This is a genomic window from Mameliella sp. MMSF_3455, from assembly GCF_030733205.1.
Taxonomy (GTDB): Bacteria; Pseudomonadota; Alphaproteobacteria; order Rhodobacterales; family Rhodobacteraceae; genus Antarctobacter.
Genome location: NZ_JASHJL010000041.1, coordinates 1 through 17,697, shown reverse-complemented (window position 1 = coordinate 17,697; position 17,697 = coordinate 1). Strand labels below are relative to the sequence as shown.

Annotated in this window: 20 protein-coding genes; 16 read left to right on the top strand and 4 right to left on the bottom strand. The window is 65.4% G+C overall.

Annotation, left to right across the window (positions count from 1 at the left end):
* Positions 1 to 36 precede the first annotated feature (36 nt).
* Positions 37 to 1,002, bottom strand: a complete 966-nt coding sequence (locus RBB42_RS22250; protein ID WP_305968742.1) for a threonine ammonia-lyase — start codon at positions 1,000 to 1,002, stop codon at positions 37 to 39.
* Between the two features lie 94 nt (positions 1,003 to 1,096).
* Here RBB42_RS22250 and RBB42_RS22245 point away from each other — a divergent pair, with 94 nt between their 5' ends.
* The 6 genes from RBB42_RS22245 (at position 1,097) to RBB42_RS22220 (ending at position 4,601) form a co-directional block, all read left to right on the top strand.
* Positions 1,097 to 1,615: a DUF1643 domain-containing protein gene (locus RBB42_RS22245; protein WP_305968743.1), complete on the top strand. Its 519-nt coding sequence runs from the start codon at positions 1,097 to 1,099 to the stop codon at positions 1,613 to 1,615.
* Complete coding sequence (locus RBB42_RS22240) at positions 1,605 to 1,892, top strand: DUF5665 domain-containing protein (RefSeq protein ID WP_305968744.1); 288 nt, start codon at positions 1,605 to 1,607, stop codon at positions 1,890 to 1,892. Before RBB42_RS22245 ends, RBB42_RS22240 begins: the two co-directional genes overlap by 11 nt.
* Before the next feature lie 96 nt (positions 1,893 to 1,988).
* The gene (locus tag RBB42_RS22235) at positions 1,989 to 2,612 is read left to right on the top strand and encodes a hypothetical protein (RefSeq protein ID WP_305968745.1); all 624 of its coding nucleotides are present in this window, start codon (positions 1,989 to 1,991) and stop codon (positions 2,610 to 2,612) included.
* A gap of 129 nt (positions 2,613 to 2,741) precedes the next feature.
* Complete coding sequence (gene rpsO, locus RBB42_RS22230; protein WP_305968746.1) at positions 2,742 to 3,011, top strand: 30S ribosomal protein S15; 270 nt, start codon at positions 2,742 to 2,744, stop codon at positions 3,009 to 3,011.
* 145 nt (positions 3,012 to 3,156) lie between these two features.
* Positions 3,157 to 4,359 (top strand): GTP-binding protein, encoded by a 1,203-nt coding sequence (locus RBB42_RS22225; RefSeq protein ID WP_305968747.1) that lies wholly within the window; start codon positions 3,157 to 3,159, stop codon positions 4,357 to 4,359.
* Complete coding sequence (locus tag RBB42_RS22220) at positions 4,359 to 4,601, top strand: DUF6525 family protein (protein WP_305968748.1); 243 nt, start codon at positions 4,359 to 4,361, stop codon at positions 4,599 to 4,601. Before RBB42_RS22225 ends, RBB42_RS22220 begins: the two co-directional genes overlap by 1 nt.
* 1 nt (position 4,602) lies before the next feature.
* Here the strand turns inward: RBB42_RS22220 and RBB42_RS22215 are convergent, their stop codons facing one another.
* Positions 4,603 to 5,868, bottom strand: coding sequence for a cation:proton antiporter (locus RBB42_RS22215; protein WP_305968749.1), 1,266 nt, complete (start codon positions 5,866 to 5,868; stop codon positions 4,603 to 4,605).
* Between the two features lie 298 nt (positions 5,869 to 6,166).
* On the opposite strand from RBB42_RS22215, the gene pnp reads away from it, so the two are divergent.
* The 3 genes from pnp (at position 6,167) to RBB42_RS22200 (ending at position 9,577) form a co-directional block, all read left to right on the top strand.
* Entirely contained in the window at positions 6,167 to 8,305 is a 2,139-nt protein-coding gene (pnp, locus tag RBB42_RS22210; protein ID WP_305968750.1) for a polyribonucleotide nucleotidyltransferase, read from the top strand.
* A gap of 101 nt (positions 8,306 to 8,406) precedes the next feature.
* Positions 8,407 to 9,216, top strand: coding sequence for a DUF2711 family protein (locus RBB42_RS22205; RefSeq protein WP_305968751.1), 810 nt, complete (start codon positions 8,407 to 8,409; stop codon positions 9,214 to 9,216).
* 7 nt (positions 9,217 to 9,223) lie between these two features.
* Positions 9,224 to 9,577 carry a YigZ family protein gene (locus tag RBB42_RS22200; RefSeq protein ID WP_305968752.1) on the top strand — a complete coding sequence of 118 codons (354 nt, stop codon included), beginning with the start codon at positions 9,224 to 9,226 and terminating at the stop codon, positions 9,575 to 9,577.
* Positions 9,578 to 9,598: 21 nt separating this feature from the next.
* Here RBB42_RS22200 and RBB42_RS22195 read toward each other — a convergent pair whose 3' ends face one another.
* Positions 9,599 to 10,027, bottom strand: a complete 429-nt coding sequence (locus RBB42_RS22195; RefSeq protein ID WP_305968753.1) for an organic hydroperoxide resistance protein — start codon at positions 10,025 to 10,027, stop codon at positions 9,599 to 9,601.
* Between the two features lie 104 nt (positions 10,028 to 10,131).
* Here RBB42_RS22195 and RBB42_RS22190 point away from each other — a divergent pair, with 104 nt between their 5' ends.
* Complete coding sequence (locus RBB42_RS22190; RefSeq protein ID WP_305968754.1) at positions 10,132 to 10,599, top strand: MarR family winged helix-turn-helix transcriptional regulator; 468 nt, start codon at positions 10,132 to 10,134, stop codon at positions 10,597 to 10,599.
* Between the two features lie 383 nt (positions 10,600 to 10,982).
* Here the strand turns inward: RBB42_RS22190 and RBB42_RS22185 are convergent, their stop codons facing one another.
* On the bottom strand, positions 10,983 to 11,669 hold the full coding sequence (locus tag RBB42_RS22185; protein WP_305968755.1) for a response regulator transcription factor: 687 nt from the start codon (positions 11,667 to 11,669) through the stop codon (positions 10,983 to 10,985).
* Positions 11,670 to 11,815: 146 nt separating this feature from the next.
* Between RBB42_RS22185 and ribA the strand changes: the two genes are divergently transcribed.
* From ribA to RBB42_RS22155, 6 genes are all read left to right on the top strand, one after another.
* On the top strand, positions 11,816 to 12,898 hold the full coding sequence (gene ribA / locus RBB42_RS22180) for a GTP cyclohydrolase II (protein ID WP_305968756.1): 1,083 nt from the start codon (positions 11,816 to 11,818) through the stop codon (positions 12,896 to 12,898).
* Positions 12,899 to 13,055: 157 nt separating this feature from the next.
* Positions 13,056 to 14,057, top strand: a complete 1,002-nt coding sequence (locus tag RBB42_RS22175) for an LLM class flavin-dependent oxidoreductase (protein ID WP_305968757.1) — start codon at positions 13,056 to 13,058, stop codon at positions 14,055 to 14,057.
* Positions 14,058 to 14,060: 3 nt separating this feature from the next.
* A complete protein-coding gene (locus RBB42_RS22170) occupies positions 14,061 to 14,519 on the top strand; it encodes a DUF2267 domain-containing protein (protein WP_305968758.1) in 459 nt (152 codons plus the stop codon).
* Positions 14,516 to 15,046 carry a L,D-transpeptidase family protein gene (locus RBB42_RS22165; protein WP_305968759.1) on the top strand — a complete coding sequence of 177 codons (531 nt, stop codon included), beginning with the start codon at positions 14,516 to 14,518 and terminating at the stop codon, positions 15,044 to 15,046. Before RBB42_RS22170 ends, RBB42_RS22165 begins: the two co-directional genes overlap by 4 nt.
* A gap of 254 nt (positions 15,047 to 15,300) precedes the next feature.
* The gene (locus RBB42_RS22160) at positions 15,301 to 16,404 is read left to right on the top strand and encodes an ABC transporter ATP-binding protein (protein ID WP_305968760.1); all 1,104 of its coding nucleotides are present in this window, start codon (positions 15,301 to 15,303) and stop codon (positions 16,402 to 16,404) included.
* Between the two features lie 115 nt (positions 16,405 to 16,519).
* Entirely contained in the window at positions 16,520 to 17,635 is a 1,116-nt protein-coding gene (locus tag RBB42_RS22155) for an extracellular solute-binding protein (RefSeq protein ID WP_305968761.1), read from the top strand.
* Positions 17,636 to 17,697 lie beyond the last annotated feature (62 nt).

Genomic DNA, 17,697 nt, shown 5'->3' with positions numbered 1-17,697 from the left:
GTCGGGAGCGGGGGATTTCCGGACCTCCCGGCGTGTCTAGACCGCAAGCGCGCGGGCCAGCGTGGCCGGGTCCAGGTTGCCGCCGGAAATCGTGCAGATCACCGCGTCGCCCGCCAGTTCGTCGCCGTGAAAGAGCGCCGCCGCCAGGGCCACGGCGCCGCCCGGTTCGGCAACCAGCTTCAGGTGGCGCAGGGCCAGGGACATGGCGCGCAGCACCTCCTGATCCGTCACCACCACGCCGGGGCCGCAAAGGCGGGCGTTGATCGGAAAGGTCAGCTCTCCGGGCATCGGGGTCAGGATCGCGTCGCAAAGCCCGCCGGCCTCTTGCGCGTTGCGCTGGCGACTGCCGGAGTGCAGCGAGCGGGCGGTGTCATCGTAGCCCTCGGGCTCGGCAGGGCGCGCGCGCAGGCCGGGCGCGCGGCCCTCCAGCGCGAGGGCGATCCCGGCGGTCAGGCCGCCACCGCCGCAACAGACCAGCACGTCCGCCTCTGTCACGCCCGCCTCGGCGGCCTGTTCCGCGATCTCCAGCCCGCAGGTGCCCTGGCCGGCGATGACTTGCGGTTCGTCGTAGGGCCTGACCAGCGTCAGCCCGCGGTCGGCGGCAATCGTGGCGCCGATCTCTTCGCGGCTTTCGGTTGAGCGGTCGTAGAGCACGACCTCGGCGGCGTAGCTGCGGGTGCCCTCGATCTTGGCGGCGGGCGCGTCCGAGGGCATCAGGATCACCGCGGGCACCCCCAGCTTTTGCGCGGCCAGCGCCACCCCCTGCGCGTGGTTGCCCGAGGAAAAGGCGATGACCCCCTTGGCGCGCTGGTCCTCCGGCAGGGCGGTCAGGGCCGACCAGGCGCCGCGGAACTTGAAACTGCCGGTGTGTTGCAGGCACTCGGGCTTGACCAGAACGCGGCGCCCGGCGATGGCGTCCAGCGCCGGCGAGGACAACAGCGGCGTGCGGCGGGTGATGCCGCGGGCGCGGGTGGCGGCGGCCTCGATCATCTGGATGTTCATGGGGTGCTCCGTGACTGTGGCGGCAGGGGGCCGCAGGGCGGGCGGAATGTCAATCGCCCTTGAACCCCCGGCGTGGGCGGGGCAGCTTGCGCCCATGATCGAAAGGCACGCGGAAAAGGATGGAGAGCACAGCACGGCGTGGTATTCGCCTTGTGAGCGCTATCGTTACGGGCTGCGCCGGGTCTGGGATGCGGGCGCGGGCGAGGTGCTGTTCGTGATGCTCAACCCCTCGACCGCCAGCGAACTGGCCAACGACCCGACCATCGAGCGCTGCCAGCGGCGGACGAAGGCGCTGGGCTACGGGGCGATGCGGATTGCCAACCTCTTTGCGTTTCGCGCAACCCGGCCCCAGGACCTGCGCCGCGCCGAGGATCCGGAAGGGCCGGAGAACGCCGCGTTGTTGCGGGAGTGGTCGGGCGCGGCAGACCTGACGCTGGCCGCCTGGGGCGTGCACGGCGCCCTGCAGGGGGCCGGGCCACGGGCGGCGCCGATGCTGCGGGGCGACGTTCGGCACCTGGGCCTGACAAAGGCGGGTCACCCGCGCCACCCGCTTTATGTGTCCTACGCGGTCCACCCCGAACCCTGGCCGATGGAGATGCGCTATGCCGCCTGAAACAGAGACCGACGCCCTGCGGCAGGAAGTGGCGCGCCTGGCCGACGAGGTCACGCGCCTCAACCAGCACCGCTTTGTCCGTGTCCACAACAACCTGGCGCGGCTGATGGCCTTTCAGTTCCTGAGGGGCATGATGCTGGGTCTGGGCACGGCGCTGGGGGCGACGGCGCTGGTGTCCGTCGTGGTCCTGTTGCTGAGCCAGATCGAGTTCATTCCGATCCTTGGCGATCTTGCCTCTGCACTGATCGAGGAAATCCGGATCGAAGAGACCGAGTAAGCCTTGTTTTACTCCGTGGTGCCATAGTCGCTGCCTGAACCGGGGCGGCATGATGGGCCTGTTTGCGCCGGAAAAGCGGAAAACGGGGCTGCAGCGATGTATCTACTGGCGGGGCTCATGGGGCTGATGGCGCTTGGATCGGTGGCGATCGTCAGTATCGGCGACGACCCGGACGAGGCGCTTGCCGACGGGGGAGAGGACGGTGACGATGATATGCCGACCTCGCCTCTGTCCCCGGTCTCTCTGGGGGTGTTCCAGTTCTTTCCGCAGGGGATCGGGACCGAGGAGGGCGCGCCTGGGGAGGCTTCGCTTGAGGACGGGCGGTCGCTGTTTGCGCGCATGGGGCTGATCAACCTGCCCGGGCTGGACGCGGTCGAGGAGGCCGGGCCGGGGGCGGGTGCGTTGCGGCTGGATGCCTTCCGGGTTGAGGCAGCGGAGGTTCTGACCGGGACGTCTGAGGACGAAACGGCAGTTCTTGCCGCGGCAGACCGGCTGGACTACGACGACGCGGAAGATCAGCTGGTGATCGTCTATGACGACAGCGCCGGCGGACCGGAACCCGAACTGGATGTGTCCGCCCGCGAGGACGACCCGGACACGACCGACATTCGCCTGGGCGGGACGGTGCTGGCCAGCCTGCCCACCGCCGAGGCGCCGCCGCTGTCCTCGATCGTGCTGGTGGGCGAAAGCGACGCCGCCGCGCTGAACCTTGGGATGTAGGCGGGCGGGCTTGCCAAGCTGACGGGAATCGCGTAACTGCGCGCATCCGCTTTGGCGGACCTCTCCACGGGCCTTGCTGGACGACATCCCGGCTTGTGCCATAACCCTTTGATCCGAAAGGAGACCCCGATGTCGATCACTGCGGAAGAAAAGACCCGCCTGATGAAGGAATACGCCACCAAGGAAGGCGACACCGGTTCGCCCGAAGTTCAGGTGGCCATCCTGACCAAGCGTATCTCGACCCTGACCGAACACTTCAAGACCCACAAGAAGGACAACCACTCGCGTCGTGGCCTTCTGATGATGGTTGCTCAGCGCCGCAAGCTGCTGGACTACCTCAAGGGCAAGGACGAAGAGCGGTATCGCTCGCTGATCGGCCGCCTGGGCATCCGCCGCTAAGGCATTGCCCCGTCGCTGAACGGATTGACCGCGTTTCCCCCTGGGAAGCGCGGTTTTTCTTTGCGCGGTCGGGATTGGGGCTGGTGGTGGCTGTTATGTTATACTATAACAACAACCTGTTTCTTGCCGAATAGGGAGCTTGACCATGCCCGAGACCGATCCCCGCATCCCCGTCACCGTGCTTTCCGGATTCCTGGGGGCGGGCAAGACGACGCTGCTCAACCGGGTGCTGAACAATCGCGAGGGGCGGCGCGTTGCCGTGATCGTCAATGACATGTCCGAGGTGAACATCGACGCCGACCTGGTGCGCGCGGGGGGCGCGAACCTCAGCCAGACCGACGAGACGCTGGTGGAAATGTCCAACGGATGTATCTGCTGCACCCTGCGCGAGGACCTTCTGGTCGAGGTGCGGCGGCTGGCGGAGGAGGGGCGTTTTGACACGCTGCTGATAGAATCCACCGGCATCGCCGAGCCGCTGCCGGTGGCGGCGAGCTTTGCCTTCCGCGACGAAGAGGGCCAGAGCCTGTCGGATGTCGCGCGTCTGGACACGATGGTGACCGTGGTCGATGCCTGCAACCTGCTGGAAGACTTTTCCAGCCATGATTTCCTGGCGGACCGCGGCGAAAGCCTGGGCGAGGAAGACGAGCGCACCCTGGTCGACCTGTTGACCGACCAGATCGAGTTCGCCGATGTGATCGTGCTGAACAAGGTCAGCGATGCTGGCGCGGTCAAGGTGGACGCGGCGCAAAAGATCATCCGCAGCCTGAACGCGGACGCGCGCATCCTGTGCACGGATCACGGCGAGGTGGCGACCGAGGAGATCCTGGAAACCGGGCTGTTCGATTTCGACAAGGCGCATGAACATGCCGCCTGGGCAAAGGAGTTGTACGGATTTGCCGATCACGTTCCCGAGACCGAGGAATACGGCATCACCAGCCATGTTTTCCGGGCGCGCGAGCCGTTCGATCCCGAGCGCATCCACGCGCTGCTGAACGGGAACCTGCCCGGCGTGATCCGCGCCAAGGGGCATTTCTGGCTGTCGACGCGGCCCGACTGGGTGGCCGAGTTCTCGCTGGCCGGGGCCTTGTCGAGCGTCAAGCCGCTGGGCAAGTGGTGGGCGACGGTGCCGAAGGAGAACTGGCCCAAGGATGCGCGGGCGCAGGAATATTTTCTTGCCCATTGGGCCGAACCCTTTGGCGACCGGCGGCAGGAACTGGTCTTTATCGGTGCGGGTATCGACTGGGCCGACCTGAAGGCGCGGCTGGAGGCCTGCCTTGTGCCCGAGGTGACAGGCGCCGAACGGCCGGACCCGTTCCCCCGCTGGCGGGACGCGCGAGAGGTGGCCTGATGGCAGGCCGCCGCAACGGAAACCGCGGCGCCGTGGCGATCACGCCGCGCCGCCGCAAGCGCGACCCGATGCGCGTCTACGATGGCCTGCCGGCACCGCTGCGGCGCTGGATGGCCGGGGCCGTCCTGCCCTGGTCGCCCGAGTCCTGCCTTGCCATATGGCGGCGCGCCGATTGTCCGGACGAGGCGCTGGAGCGGCTGAACCGGGCAGAGCGCGCCACGCTGGAAAGGGCCGGATTGTGAGTCAGACGAGGTCGGGTTCGCGCCCGACCCGGCTGGCCAGCTTGCCGATGGTCAGCCCCTGCACGATGATCGAGAAGACGACGATCACATAGGTGACGGTCAGAATCAGCGGCTTCCACTCGCTGTCGGGCAGCGACAGGGCAAGGGCGACAGAGATGCCGCCCTTGAGCCCGCCCCAGGTCATGATCGGCATGACGCCGGGTGCAAATGTGCGGAAGGGGCGCAGCATCAGGATCGGCACCACCACCGCGCAGAGCCGCCCCAACAGCGCCAGCGCGATGGCGATCACGCCGGTCACCAGCATGTCGGTTTCCAGTTGCACGGCAAAGATCTCGACCCCGATCAGCATGAAGAGCACGGCGTTCAGGATCTCGTCCACCAGCACCCAGAACTTCTCGACGTATTCTCGGGTTTCCTCGGACATGCCGTGCTTGGCGCCGATGTCGCCGATCAGAAGGCCCGCGCAGACCGCCGCGATGGGGGCCGAGACATGCAGCGCGATCGCCAGTTCGTAGCCGCCGAAGGCCAGTGCGAGGGTCATCAGCACCTCGAGCGAGTAATCGTCGATATGACGCATGACCCGGAAGGTCAGCCAGCCCAGCACGAGGCCCAGAACCGCACCGCCAAGCGCCTCTTGCGCAAAGAGCCTGGCGGCGTCCAGAGCGGGGCTGGCATGGGCGGCATCGCCGTGCCCGTGCGAGAGCGCCGGAAAGGCCAGTCCGACCAGCACCAGGAAAACGACGTAGCCGACGCCGTCGTTGAACAGGCTTTCGCCCGCAACCTGCGTTTCCAACGACTTGCGCAGCTTGGCCTGTTTCAGGACACCCATGACGGCCACAGGATCGGTGGGTGAGATCAGCGCGCCAAAGACCAGTGCGATCAGCAGCGGCGCCCCGGTCAGCCATTGGAACCCCAGCCCGATGACAACCGTCGAGAGCGCCACGCCGATGGTGGCCATCAGCAGGACCGTCGGCCAGACCGCGCGCAGGTCCGACAGCTTGACGTGCAGCGCGCCCGCAAACAGCAACAGGCCCAGCATCCCCTCCAGCAGCGCGTCGGAAAAGTCGATGCCGGTGACGATGGCGCGCAGATCCTCGGCCAGCGTCAGCGAAGGCACCATCGTGTCCAGCCCCAGCGCTGCCATCGAGGTCAAGAGGGCGACGACGAGAATGCCGATGGCCGAGGGCAGGCGCAGGACGAAATAGTTGATCGCGCCAAAGACGGCGGCAAGGACGATAAGAAGGGAAGCAATCTGAAGAATGTTCATGGGTCTGGCCTGATGAAATCACGTTCCGCGCTGTAGCACGGCCCCCGGTGCCGGCAAATGGTAATGATCCGGGGCCGCCGTCCGCCCCGAACCTGCCGGGCCGAAAAAATCCGGTGTCGGGGCGTGTGGCATGGAACGCAACGGCTTCACAAAAGGCGCTTGCTGCTGTATGGCGCCAGACATCTGAGACGTGACGCTTTGACCCCGGCGCATGGGATGATGAAGGGGTCGGCGGCAATGGGGCCGCCAGTCAAACGGAGGACCGGCAGGGGCCGGAGCGCCTCCTAGAGGATAACTGATGTTCAAAGAAGTCAAAAAGTCGATGCAGTGGGGCGAGGAAACGCTCACACTGGAAACCGGCAAGGTTGCCCGTCAGGCCGACGGGAGCGTCATCGCCACCCTGGGCGAGACCAGCGTCATGGCCAACGTGACCTTTGCCAAGCAGCAGAAGGAAGGCCAGGACTTCTTCCCGCTGACCGTCCATTACCAGGAAAAATACTACGCCGCCGGCAAGGTGCCCGGTGGCTTCTTCAAGCGCGAGGCACGTCCGACCGAGAAGGAAACGCTGACCGCGCGCCTGATCGACCGTCCGATCCGCCCGCTTTTCGTCCCCGGCTTCAAGAACGAAGTGCTGGTGATGTGCACCGTTCTGTCGCACGACCTGGTCAATGATCCGGACATCGTGGCGATGATCGCGGCCAGCGCGGCGCTGACCATTTCCGGCGCGCCCTTCATGGGCCCGATCGCCGGTGCGCGCGTCGGCTTTGAGGATGGCGAATACGTCCTGAACCCGACCGTCGAGGACATGGACCAGCTGCGCAACAACCCCGAGCAGCGGCTCGACCTGGTTGTCGCGGGCACCAAGGACGCGGTCATGATGGTCGAGTCCGAAGCCTATGAGCTGACCGAGGACGAGATGCTGGGCGCGGTCATGTTCGCGCATGAAAGCATCCAGCCGGTCATCGACCTGATCATCTCGCTGGCCGAGGAATCCGCCAAGGAACCCTTCGACTTCCAGCCGCCGGATTACTCGGCCCTGTTCGACGCGGTCAAGGCTGCTGGCGAAGACAAGATGCGCGCCGCCTACGCGATCTCGGACAAGCAGGAGCGCGTGACCACGGTTGCCGCCGTCAAGGAAGAGATCAAGGCCGGCCTCAGCGAGGAACAGCTTGAAGATCCCAACTTGGGGTCCGCGATCAAGAAGCTGGAATCGATGGTGCTGCGTGGCGACGTGGTCAAGAACGGCCGCCGCATCGACGGCCGCGCCCTTGACGAGGTGCGCCCGATCGTCTGCGAAACCGGCCTGCTGCCGCGCACCCACGGGTCGGCGCTGTTCACCCGCGGTGAAACGCAGGGTCTGGTCGTGACCACGCTGGGTACCGGCGACGACGAACAGATCATCGACGCGCTGCACGGCAACTACCGTTCGAACTTCCTGCTGCACTACAACTTCCCGCCCTATTCGGTGGGCGAGGTTGGCCGCGTGGGGTCGCCCGGTCGTCGGGAGATCGGCCACGGCAAGCTGGCATGGCGCGCGCTGCAGGCGGTGCTGCCCGCCGCGACCGATTTCCCCTACACGATCCGCGTCGTGTCCGAGATCACCGAATCCAACGGTTCGTCCTCGATGGCCTCCGTCTGTGGCGGGTCGCTGGCGATGATGGATGCGGGTGTTCCGCTCAAGGCCCCGGTGGCCGGTGTGGCGATGGGCCTGGTGCTGGAAGAGGATGGCTCCTATGGCATCCTGACCGACATCCTGGGCGACGAGGATCACCTCGGCGACATGGACTTCAAGGTTGCGGGGACCGAAAACGGCATCACCTCGCTGCAGATGGACATCAAGGTCGCGGGCATCACGCCCGAGATCATGAAGGCAGCCCTGGCACAGGCCAAGGATGGCCGGATGCACATCCTGGGCGAGATGTCCAAGGCCCTGTCCTCGGCCGGTGAGTTCAGCGTGCACGCGCCGCGCATCGAGACCATGCAGATCCCGACCGACAAGATCCGTGAAGTGATCGGGTCGGGCGGCAAGGTGATCCGCGAGATCGTGGAAACCTCGGGCGCCAAGGTCGACATCAACGACGAGGGCATCATCAAGATCGCCTCGCCGGACGGTGAATCCATCAAGAAGGCCTACGACATGATCTATTCGATCGTGGCAGAGCCGGAAGAGGGCAAGATCTACAAGGGCAAGGTCGTGAAGATCGTCGATTTCGGCGCCTTCGTGAACTTCTTTGGCAAGCGTGACGGCCTGGTGCACGTCAGCCAGATCGAGAACCGCCGCCTGAACCATCCTTCGGACGTTCTGAAGGAAGGCCAGGAAGTCTTTGTCAAGCTGCTGGGCTTTGACGACCGCGGCAAGGTGCGTCTGGCGATGAAGATGGTCGACCAGGAGTCCGGTGAAGAGATCACCAAGCAAAAGGAAGAAGCGGAGGAGTGATCCCCGCTGTCCGCCGGCGGCAGGCGCCGTCGGCAGTTTCCCGGACGGGCGGCCTTTGGGCCGCCCGTTTGCACTTTGATACGAGACGACGACAGGACCCCATGCATCACATTGGCCGGGCCATTCAGCACCCCCCGACAGAGCTTCCCGTCCTGGAATGGTGGGCGCGCGACTACGACCATGTCTTTGCGGTCTACAATCCTTTTTTCACCGTTCCGGGGCATCATCCTGATACGACCCAATACGGACCCGCGCGCATCAACGTAACCTCCGCCGACGAGCTGAGCGCACTGGCCGAGGCCCCGCCCGTGCCGGAGAACCCGGCGCCGGATGAATTTCCGGACCTCATCAAGCAAAGCGGCAGCCCGCTGCGTTGGGAGGCGGTGCGCCAGGCGATCGGGGCCGAGGACCGGGCGCTCTTCGAGCGGACTGTCTGGCTCTGGGCGTTGAACATCGAGCGCGACGATACCGACGACGGGATGCGCGCGGCGCTGACCCGCCATTGCAAGGCACATGGAATCTATCCGCCCGAGGAAGACTGCCTGCCGGCGATCATGGAGCCGATGCTGGCCGGCTACCTGCAGGCGCTGGGGATCGACGAGATCATGTTGTGGGACGAATACCGCGAAAACGCCCTGCCGGCCCCGCGCGACGCGTTGGACCGGGACGAGGTCGCCGTCTGGTTGGACGGGGCGACGGGCAACTCAGTGCGCGCGATCAGCGCGCCGGGGTTCCTCATCAGCTGGGCCTTTGACGATGTGCACGGGGTGTTGGCCCTGACGGACGACCTGTACCGCCGCTGCGCGCCGGACCGCTTTCTGGAATGCCGGGCCTACGGGGTGGGGGGCTACGTCGATCTCTTCAACCCGACAGAGTTCCTGGACCGGCTGCCGCGCACCGGGACCCATTGAGGCGCCCGTGCTGGTCCTCGAGAACATCATCAGTGACCGGGGATCGCGCTACGCGGTCTCCGGCGGGCCGTGCCGCAATGCGGATGAGGCCGCGATTTTCCTCAAAGAGCTGAAACGGCGCAAGAAATTCGCCAAGGCCACGCATAACACCTGGGCCTGCCTCACCGCTGACGGCCCGCTGAAGAACGACGACGGCGAAAGCGGCGCGGGCATGGTCATCCTGCGGATGCTGGAGCGCGAGGACCTGCGCGACACCATCGTCGTGGTGACACGCTGGTACGGTGGCAAGCACCTGGGTGGCGACCGCTTCCGCCATGTGCAGGATGCGGTGCGCCAGTTTATCGAGGCGCAGGGCGGCTGAACCGGCCCCGCGCCAAAGGCCTCAGACGACTTCGGTCTCGACCTCGATGTTGCCCTTGGTCGCGTGCGAGTAGGGGCAGATGAAGTGACCGCGCTCGGCGATCTTTTCGGCGACTTCGCGTTCGACGCCGGGCATCGACACCGACAGTTTCACCTTGAGACCAAAGCCACCTTCGTCGCGCGGCCCGATGCCGACATGGGCCGTGACCTTGGCGTCTTCCGGCACGGTGCCCAGCTTTTCGTTCTGTGCGGCAAAGCGCATGGCGCCGAGATAGCAGGCGGCATAGCCGGTGGCGAAGAGCTCTTCGGGATTGTGGCCCTTGCCGGAACCGCCCAGCTCTGTCGGGCTGGTCATCGTGACCGTCAGCATCCCCGAAGCGAGGCCGGCAGATCCGTTGCGGCCGCCGCCGGTGGCCCATGCCTCGGTCCAGTATTTCGTGTCGACACTCATGACATTCTCCTTTCGCGCGGGAATTGATCGTGTGCGAAACATCTGTGTCGCGCGTGGATTTGTCAATGCTTGCGATTTCATCCTGCGCGATCTATTCCTGTGTCATGTCCAGTTCCCTTTCTCCCTCGGAAATGCTCTGCTTCGCGCTGTATTCGGCGGGCCATGCCATGCAGCAGGCCTACAAGCCTTTGCTGGATCCTCTTGGGCTGACCTATCCGCAATACCTTGTGCTGACGGCACTGTGGTCGGCGGATGACCGGCCGCTGGGATCGCTGGCGGTGCAGATGCAACTGGCCTCGAACACGCTGACGCCGCTGGTCAAGCGGTTGGAGACAAAGGGCCTGGTGACCCGCCGCCGCGACCCGGAGGATGAACGCCAGGTGCGCATTCGCCTGACCGAGGAGGGGCGCGCGTTGCAGATCCAGAGCGCGGATATCGCGCGCTGTTTCCTGGAGCGGTCGGGCCTGACCTTGAGTGATGCGGCAAGACTGCGCGACGAGGTCATGACCCTGCGCGACAACCTGCGCGACGAGGCGGAACTGGATCCCATGCCAAACGACCCCGCCTCATAGGCGATCATGGGGGCCGGCCAAGGGGAACGATGGCCGCTGGTTTACCCTTATGCCCGGTCGCGTAAACGTGGATACGACAGGAACGGGAACGACCCCTTCGTCACTCACGGTACGCACCCGGGGGTCCCGGTGCCGGCGCCGGGACCCGACCCTTTGCGGGTCTTCATTGAAACCCTTTGATGAACCAGAAAAAAAGGCCGGGCAAAGTGCCCGGCCAGGTCCAACAGGGAGGTGCATGCGATAACCCGCACATGCAACGGGAACTCATCGGTCCAGATTAAAACATGACCGAGTCATGAAAAAATGATCTGGGTCAAACCTGTCCGAAACAAGACTTACATGTGCACCTTTGTTCCGTGCAATGCGACCTAAGTGTGTGCTCGTCAGCTTACAAGGCGGTATCCGCCAGATTCCGTCACCAGCAGGCGCGCATTCGACGGATCGGGTTCGATCTTTTGTCGCAGGCGATAGATATGCGTCTCGAGCGTATGGGTCGTCACCCCGGCATTGTAGCCCCAGACCTCGTGCAGCAGCGTGTCGCGCGGAACGACACCCTCTGTCGAGCGGTAGAGGAACTTGAGGATGTTGGTCTCTTTCTCGGTCAGGCGGATCTTCTTTTCGTCTTCCGTGACCAGCATCTTCATCGAGGGCTTGAAGGTGTAGGGGCCGACGGTGAACACCGCGTCCTCTGACTGTTCATGCTGGCGCAACTGAGCGCGGATACGGGCCAGCAGGACCGGGAACTTGAACGGTTTGGTCACATAGTCGTTGGCGCCCGCATCAAGGCCAAGGATCGTGTCGGCGTCGCTGTCATGGCCGGTCAGCATGATGATCGGCGATTTGACGCCCTGCTTGCGCATCAGGCGGCACAATTCGCGCCCGTCGGTGTCGGGCAGGCCGACGTCCAGGATGATCAGGTCATAGATCTGCTCCTTGACCCGGGCCATCGCGCTGGCGCCTGCATCCGCCTCGAAGACCTCGAAGTCCTCGGTCATGACCAATTGCTCGGCCAGCGCCTCGCGCAGGTCCTCTTCGTCGTCGACCAGCAGGATGTTTCGCAGTTGCGCCATTGTGCGGCCCTCCGTGTTGCCTTTTCTCGCAGATGTGGACAGAGTGCGCCTCCGGCAAGCTTTGCTGCAATACTTTCACGTCCTCGTGTGCTGAGGGCGGAAATGTTACAGGATGCCGGGGAGTTGGCCAGCCGGAGGGTGTAGAGTTGGGACTGGGGCCGGACCTGAATGAAACATTGGCGCGGGCCCGTGCAGACCTGCGCATGGGCGTGCCCGTTGGCCTGCGCGCGGAGGGGGCACATGTGCTTGTCGCGGCGGCAGAGACCCTGTCCGAAGCGCGGCTTTGCGCGATGCGGGCGCTGGGTCCGCTGGACCTGGCCCTGACCGATCGGCGCGCGGCCACGCTGAAGGCGCGGGCCTATGACGGGGACGTAGCGCGGGTGATCGTTCCCGAGGATGCGCGCCTGTCCTGGGTGCAGGACCTGGCCGACCCCGCCGATGACCTTGCCAATCCGATGAAGGGGCCGTTGCAGACGCGGCGCGACGGATCGGTCATGCTGCACCGTCTGGGACTGCAACTGTGCAAGGGTGCGCGGTTGCTGCCGGCGGCCCTGGTCGTGCCGGTGGCGCCGGGAACCGCCGCGGCGCAGGGCCTGCTGGAGATCGACGGTGCAGGGGCCGCCCCCCTGCTGGAGGCCCTGCCGGAGCTGGATCATGTGGTGTCCGCCCGCGTGCCCCTGCGCGCAGCCGAGAACGCGCGGCTGCATATCTATCGCCCGGCAGACGGGTCCGAAGAACATTACGCCATCGAGATCGGCCGCCCCGACCGGGCGGAACCGGTGCTGGCGCGCCTGCATTCGGCCTGTTTCACCGGCGACCTTCTGGGGTCGCTGAAATGCGACTGTGGTCCGCAATTGAACGCGGCGCTGATGCAGATGGGGCAGGAAGGCGCGGGCGTGCTGCTGTATCTGCAACAGGAGGGCCGGGGCATCGGGCTGGCCAACAAGATGCGCGCCTATGCCTTGCAGGACCAGGGCTTCGACACGGTCGAGGCGAACCACCGGCTGGGGTTCGAGGATGATGAGCGCGATTTCCGGCTGGGCGCGCAGATCCTTGAAAAGATGGGTTTTTCAGCGGTCCGCTTGATGACCAACAACCCGGCCAAGATGCGGATGATGGAAAGCTGCGGCATCGGCGTGGCCGAGCGCGTGCCGCTGAAGGTGGGCGAGACCGTACACAACACCCGATATCTTGCGGTGAAGGCGGCGAAGTCGGGCCACCTGCTGTAACCGAGCGCATTTGGCGATCGCCGGGGGCTTTGCCCCCGGACCCCCAGAGGTATTTTCAACCCAAAGAAACTGGGGGCGGACCCAAGGCGGAGACGCGGGGCAGGGGGCGTTGTCAGCGCGACCGCGCATGCCTAGCTTTGGTCCAAAGGAGACGCACATGCATTATTCCCTGCTCGATCTGTCGCCCGTTCCCGAAGGGTTCACGGCCGCCGACGCATTGCGCAACACCGGCGATCTTGCCCGGAAAGCCGAGGCCTGGGGCTATCACCGCTACTGGATGGCGGAGCATCACAACATGCCGGGTATCGCCTCGGCCGCGACGGCGGTCCTGGTGGGCCATGTCGCCGGGCTGACCAGCCGGATGCGAGTCGGGGCAGGGGGCATCATGCTGCCAAACCATGCGCCTCTGGCCGTGGCAGAGGCCTTTGGCACGCTGGCGACTCTGTACCCCGATCGGATCGACCTTGGCCTTGGCCGCGCGCCGGGGGGCGACGCGATGGTGATGCGGGCGCTGGGGGTGCATCCGGAACGTGCCGAGCAGTTCCACGCCGAAGTCGGAGAGCTGCGCGAGTTGCTCGGACCGCCACAGGAGGGGCGCCCGGTGCGCGCGCTGCCCGGCGAGGGGACCGAGGTTCCGCTTTGGGTCCTGGGGTCTTCGCTGCACGGGGCGCAGGTTGCGGCGCACCTGGGGCTGCCCTATGCCTTTGCCTCGCATTTCGCGCCGCAGGCGCTGGAACAGGCACTGGAGGTCTACCGGCGGCATTTCCGGCCTTCCGCGACACTGGACAGGCCCCATGCGATGGTCGCGATCAACGTCTTTGCCGCCGATACCGAGGCGCGGGCGCATTGGCTGCGGACTAGCATGCAGCAGGCCTTTTACCGGCTCAGGACCGGCCAGCGCGGCAAGCTGCCCGCGCCGGTCGAGGACCTGTCCACGGTGGTGCCGGCGGGCGCCATGCCGGCGCTGGACGAGGCCCTGCGGATCAGTGCCGTGGGCGATGCCGGGCAGGTCGAAACGCAGCTGCGGGGTTTCATCGACCAATTCGCCCCGGACGAGGTGATCCTGACCGGGCAGATCCACGATCACGCATCGCGCCTGCGGTCCTTCGAGATCGGGGCGCAGGTGATGCAGCGCATCACCCGTGCCGAAGCGGCCTGACCCGTGCCGCAGCCCTGGACATACCGCCACGCCAGCCGCGAATACCGCGCCTTTCTGGACGATGTGAAAGCGCGGATGGAGCTAGACTCGGACAACATGGCCTACACGGCGCTGGACGGCGTGTTCCAGGTGTTCCGGCGACGGGTGACGGCGGAAGAGGGGCTGCGCTTTGCCAGCGCGCTGCCCAGCGTACCCCGGGCGATTTTCGTTGCCGGCTGGTGCCCCGAGGTGCCGCCAGCCCCTTGGGGGCCGCGCGATGACCTGATCCGCGAGGCACAGGCGCTGCGACCCAACCATAACCTGACTCCGGACAATTGCATCGCGGCGGTGGCCTGGGCCCTGCGGCGCGCCATCCGGGGGCCGGACTGGGAGAGCGCGCTGGCCGCCTTGCCGCCCGAGGCGCGCGACTTCTGGCGCGTCGAGGTCGACGACCCCGGCGAACTGGAGCCCGGAATTCGATGAGCGCCGGCGACATGATCCTGACGCCGCGCGGGCTGCGGTTCGCGGGTCGGCTCTGGCCCTGTTCGGTCGGGCGGGGCGGCGTGACCACGGACAAGCGCGAGGGCGACGGCGCCACCCCGGCGGGGATGCACCGGATCACGGGCATGCTCTATCGTCCCGACCGGATTGCGCGCCCGGCCGATTGGGCGGTGCCGATCGGCCCGGGCGATCTGTGGTCGGATGATCCCACGCACGAGGACTACAACCTGATGGTGCGCGCGCCCTACGGGGGCAGTCACGAGCGTCTGCGCCGCGCCGACCGCCTGTATGACCTCGTCTTGCTGACCGACTGGAACTGGCCCCGGGCCGAGCGGGGCAGGGGGTCGGCGATCTTCCTGCACCGCTGGCGTCGACGGGGTTTCCCGACCGAAGGCTGCATCGCTTTCCGGCCGGACCACCTGCTGAAGATCGCGGGCCGGATCACGCCCCGGACCCGGTTGATCGTGCCCGAAACCCTGGCCCGCCCCCTGTCCGGAGGCCGCCGCTGATCCGCCGTTCCGGGCGCGCGCGCTGCCCCCGTGTGTTCAGGGCCGCTGTCAAGGTCGCAGGCAAATTGCCCGAATCGGGTTGTTTCGCCTTCCGTTCGGCCGGTTGCGCGCCGCTTTAATGACCGGAAAAGCCGTATTTGCCTGCCGCATACGCAGATTTCAGTGATTTGCTTGCAAGTCCAAACGTCACGCGCTTTAGTCTGTTCACAATACAGCGGAGAAACATCCGCGAAATAACAGACAGGGAGTCTGACGTGGCTGATGGAGCTAGTGGCGACGCATTCGTCGCCTTTGAGCGCGTGCAAAAGAGCTATGATGGCGAAACGCTCGTCGTCAAAGACCTGAACCTCAGCATGCCGAAAGGCGAGTTTCTGACGATGCTCGGGCCGTCCGGCTCCGGCAAGACCACTTGCCTGATGATGCTGGCCGGGTTCGAGACCGCCACACATGGTGAAATCAAGCTGGACGGCATCAGCATCAACAACATCCCTCCGCACAAGCGCGGCATCGGCATGGTGTTCCAGAACTACGCGCTGTTCCCGCACATGACCGTGGCCGAAAACCTCAGCTTTCCGCTAGAAGTGCGCAAGATCGCCAAGTCCGAGCGTGAAAAGAAGGTCAAACATGCGCTGGACATGGTCCAGATGGGTGCCTTTGGCGGCCGCCGCCCGGCGCAGCTTTCGGGTGGTCAGCAGCAGCGGATCGCGCTGGCCCGCGCCCTGGTCTTCGAGCCGGAACTGGTGCTCATGGACGAACCGCTGGGCGCGCTGGACAAGCAGCTGCGCGAACACATGCAGTTCGAGATCACCAATCTGGCGCACCAGCTGGGCATCACCGTGGTCTACGTCACCCACGACCAGACCGAGGCGTTGACCATGTCGGACCGCGTCGCCGTCTTCAATGACGGGCGCATCCAGCAGCTGGCACCGCCGGACGAGCTGTACGAAAAGCCGCAGAACAGCTTTGTCGCCCAGTTCATTGGCGAGAACAACACGCTTGAAGGCGTGGTGACCGCGATGAAGGGCGATATCTGCGAGGTCAAGCTCGACAGCGGCGAAGTGCTGGACGCTACACCCGTCAACGTCAGCAAGGAAGGCGAGCGGACGCGGGTGTCGATCCGGCCCGAGCGCGTGGAATTCAACAAGGAACGCCTGCAGGAAGGCGCGCACACGTTGAAGGCCGAAGTTCTGGAATTCATCTACATGGGCGATATCTTCCGTACGAGGCTCCGTGTCGCGGGCAATGACGACTTCGTCATCAAGACCCGTAACGCACCGGACCAGGTGCGGCTGGAGCCCGGCAGCCAGATCGAGATCGGCTGGCTGCCCGAAGATTGCCGGGCGCTGGACGCCGGGTGATCCGAATGCCGTCTCCTGCGCCGTCGACACGCGCGCGGGGACGCGACCTTGGGGCGTGGTTCGTACCCGTAACATCGCCTCAACCAAGATAACGGGTGAACTAGGGAGTTATTTGATGAAACTCACAAAGACACTGCTGGCCTCCACGGCCCTGACCGTGGCAGCCGCGGGCGTTTCGGCTCAGGACATGGCGAAAGACATGACCATCGTGAGCTGGGGCGGTGCCTACCAGAACTCGCAGCTGAAAGCCTATGTCGAACCCTATCTGGAAATGCATCCGGATGTCTCGGTGGCGTGGGACGAAAGCTCTGCCGAGGCCGTGGCCAAGCTGCGTGCGATGAACGAAGCCGGCAACATCACCTGGGACCTCGTGGATGTGACCGCCGCATCGGCGATCCGCCTCTGCGACGAAGGCCTGGCGATGGAAATCGACTTTGACGACGCGCTGGCCGAGGCGCCCGACGGCACCGGTGCCGAAGACGACTTCGGCGACCTGATCGTCTCCGACTGCTTCATCCCGCAGATCGTCTACTCGACCACCTTCGGCTATCGTTCCGACATGGTGCCGGAAGGTGTCGAGCCGCCGTCCGACGTTTGCGCCGTCTTCGACCTGGAAACCTATCCGGGCAAGCGCGCGCTGGAAAAGCGCCCGCTGAACAACATGGAATGGGCGCTGTACTGTGACGGCGTGGCCAAGGACGAGATCTACGACGTCCTGGAAACCGACGAAGGCCAGGACCGCGCGCTTGCGAAGCTGGACACCATCAAGGACCAGGTCGTCTGGTGGTCGGCCGGCGCGGACACGCCGCAGCTGCTGGCCGATGGCGAGGTCTTCATGGGTTCGACCTACAACGGTCGTCTCTTCTCGGTCATCGAGGAGCAGGACCAGCCGGTGGCGATGCTGTGGGACATGCAGGTGTTCGACCTCGACGGTTGGATTGTCCCCGAGGGCCTGTCCGACGACGCCCTGGCGCGCGTGATGGACTTCCTCTACTTCGCGACCGACACCCAGCGTCTGGCCGACCAGGCCAAGTACATCTCCTACGGTCCGGCACGCGAAAGCTCGGCCCCGATGGTGTCGCAGCACGCGGAACTGGGCATCGACATGGCGCCGCACATGCCGACCGATCCGGCGAACGCGGGCAACACCCTGCTCTACAACTACGAGTTCTGGGCTGACTATCGCGACGACATCGACGCGAAATTCCAGTCCTGGCTCGCCCAGAACTGATCTCGCGCCGTGGCGGGGGTGATCCCCGCCCCGTGAGGACAAGATCGTTCGTGGGGGGGGGG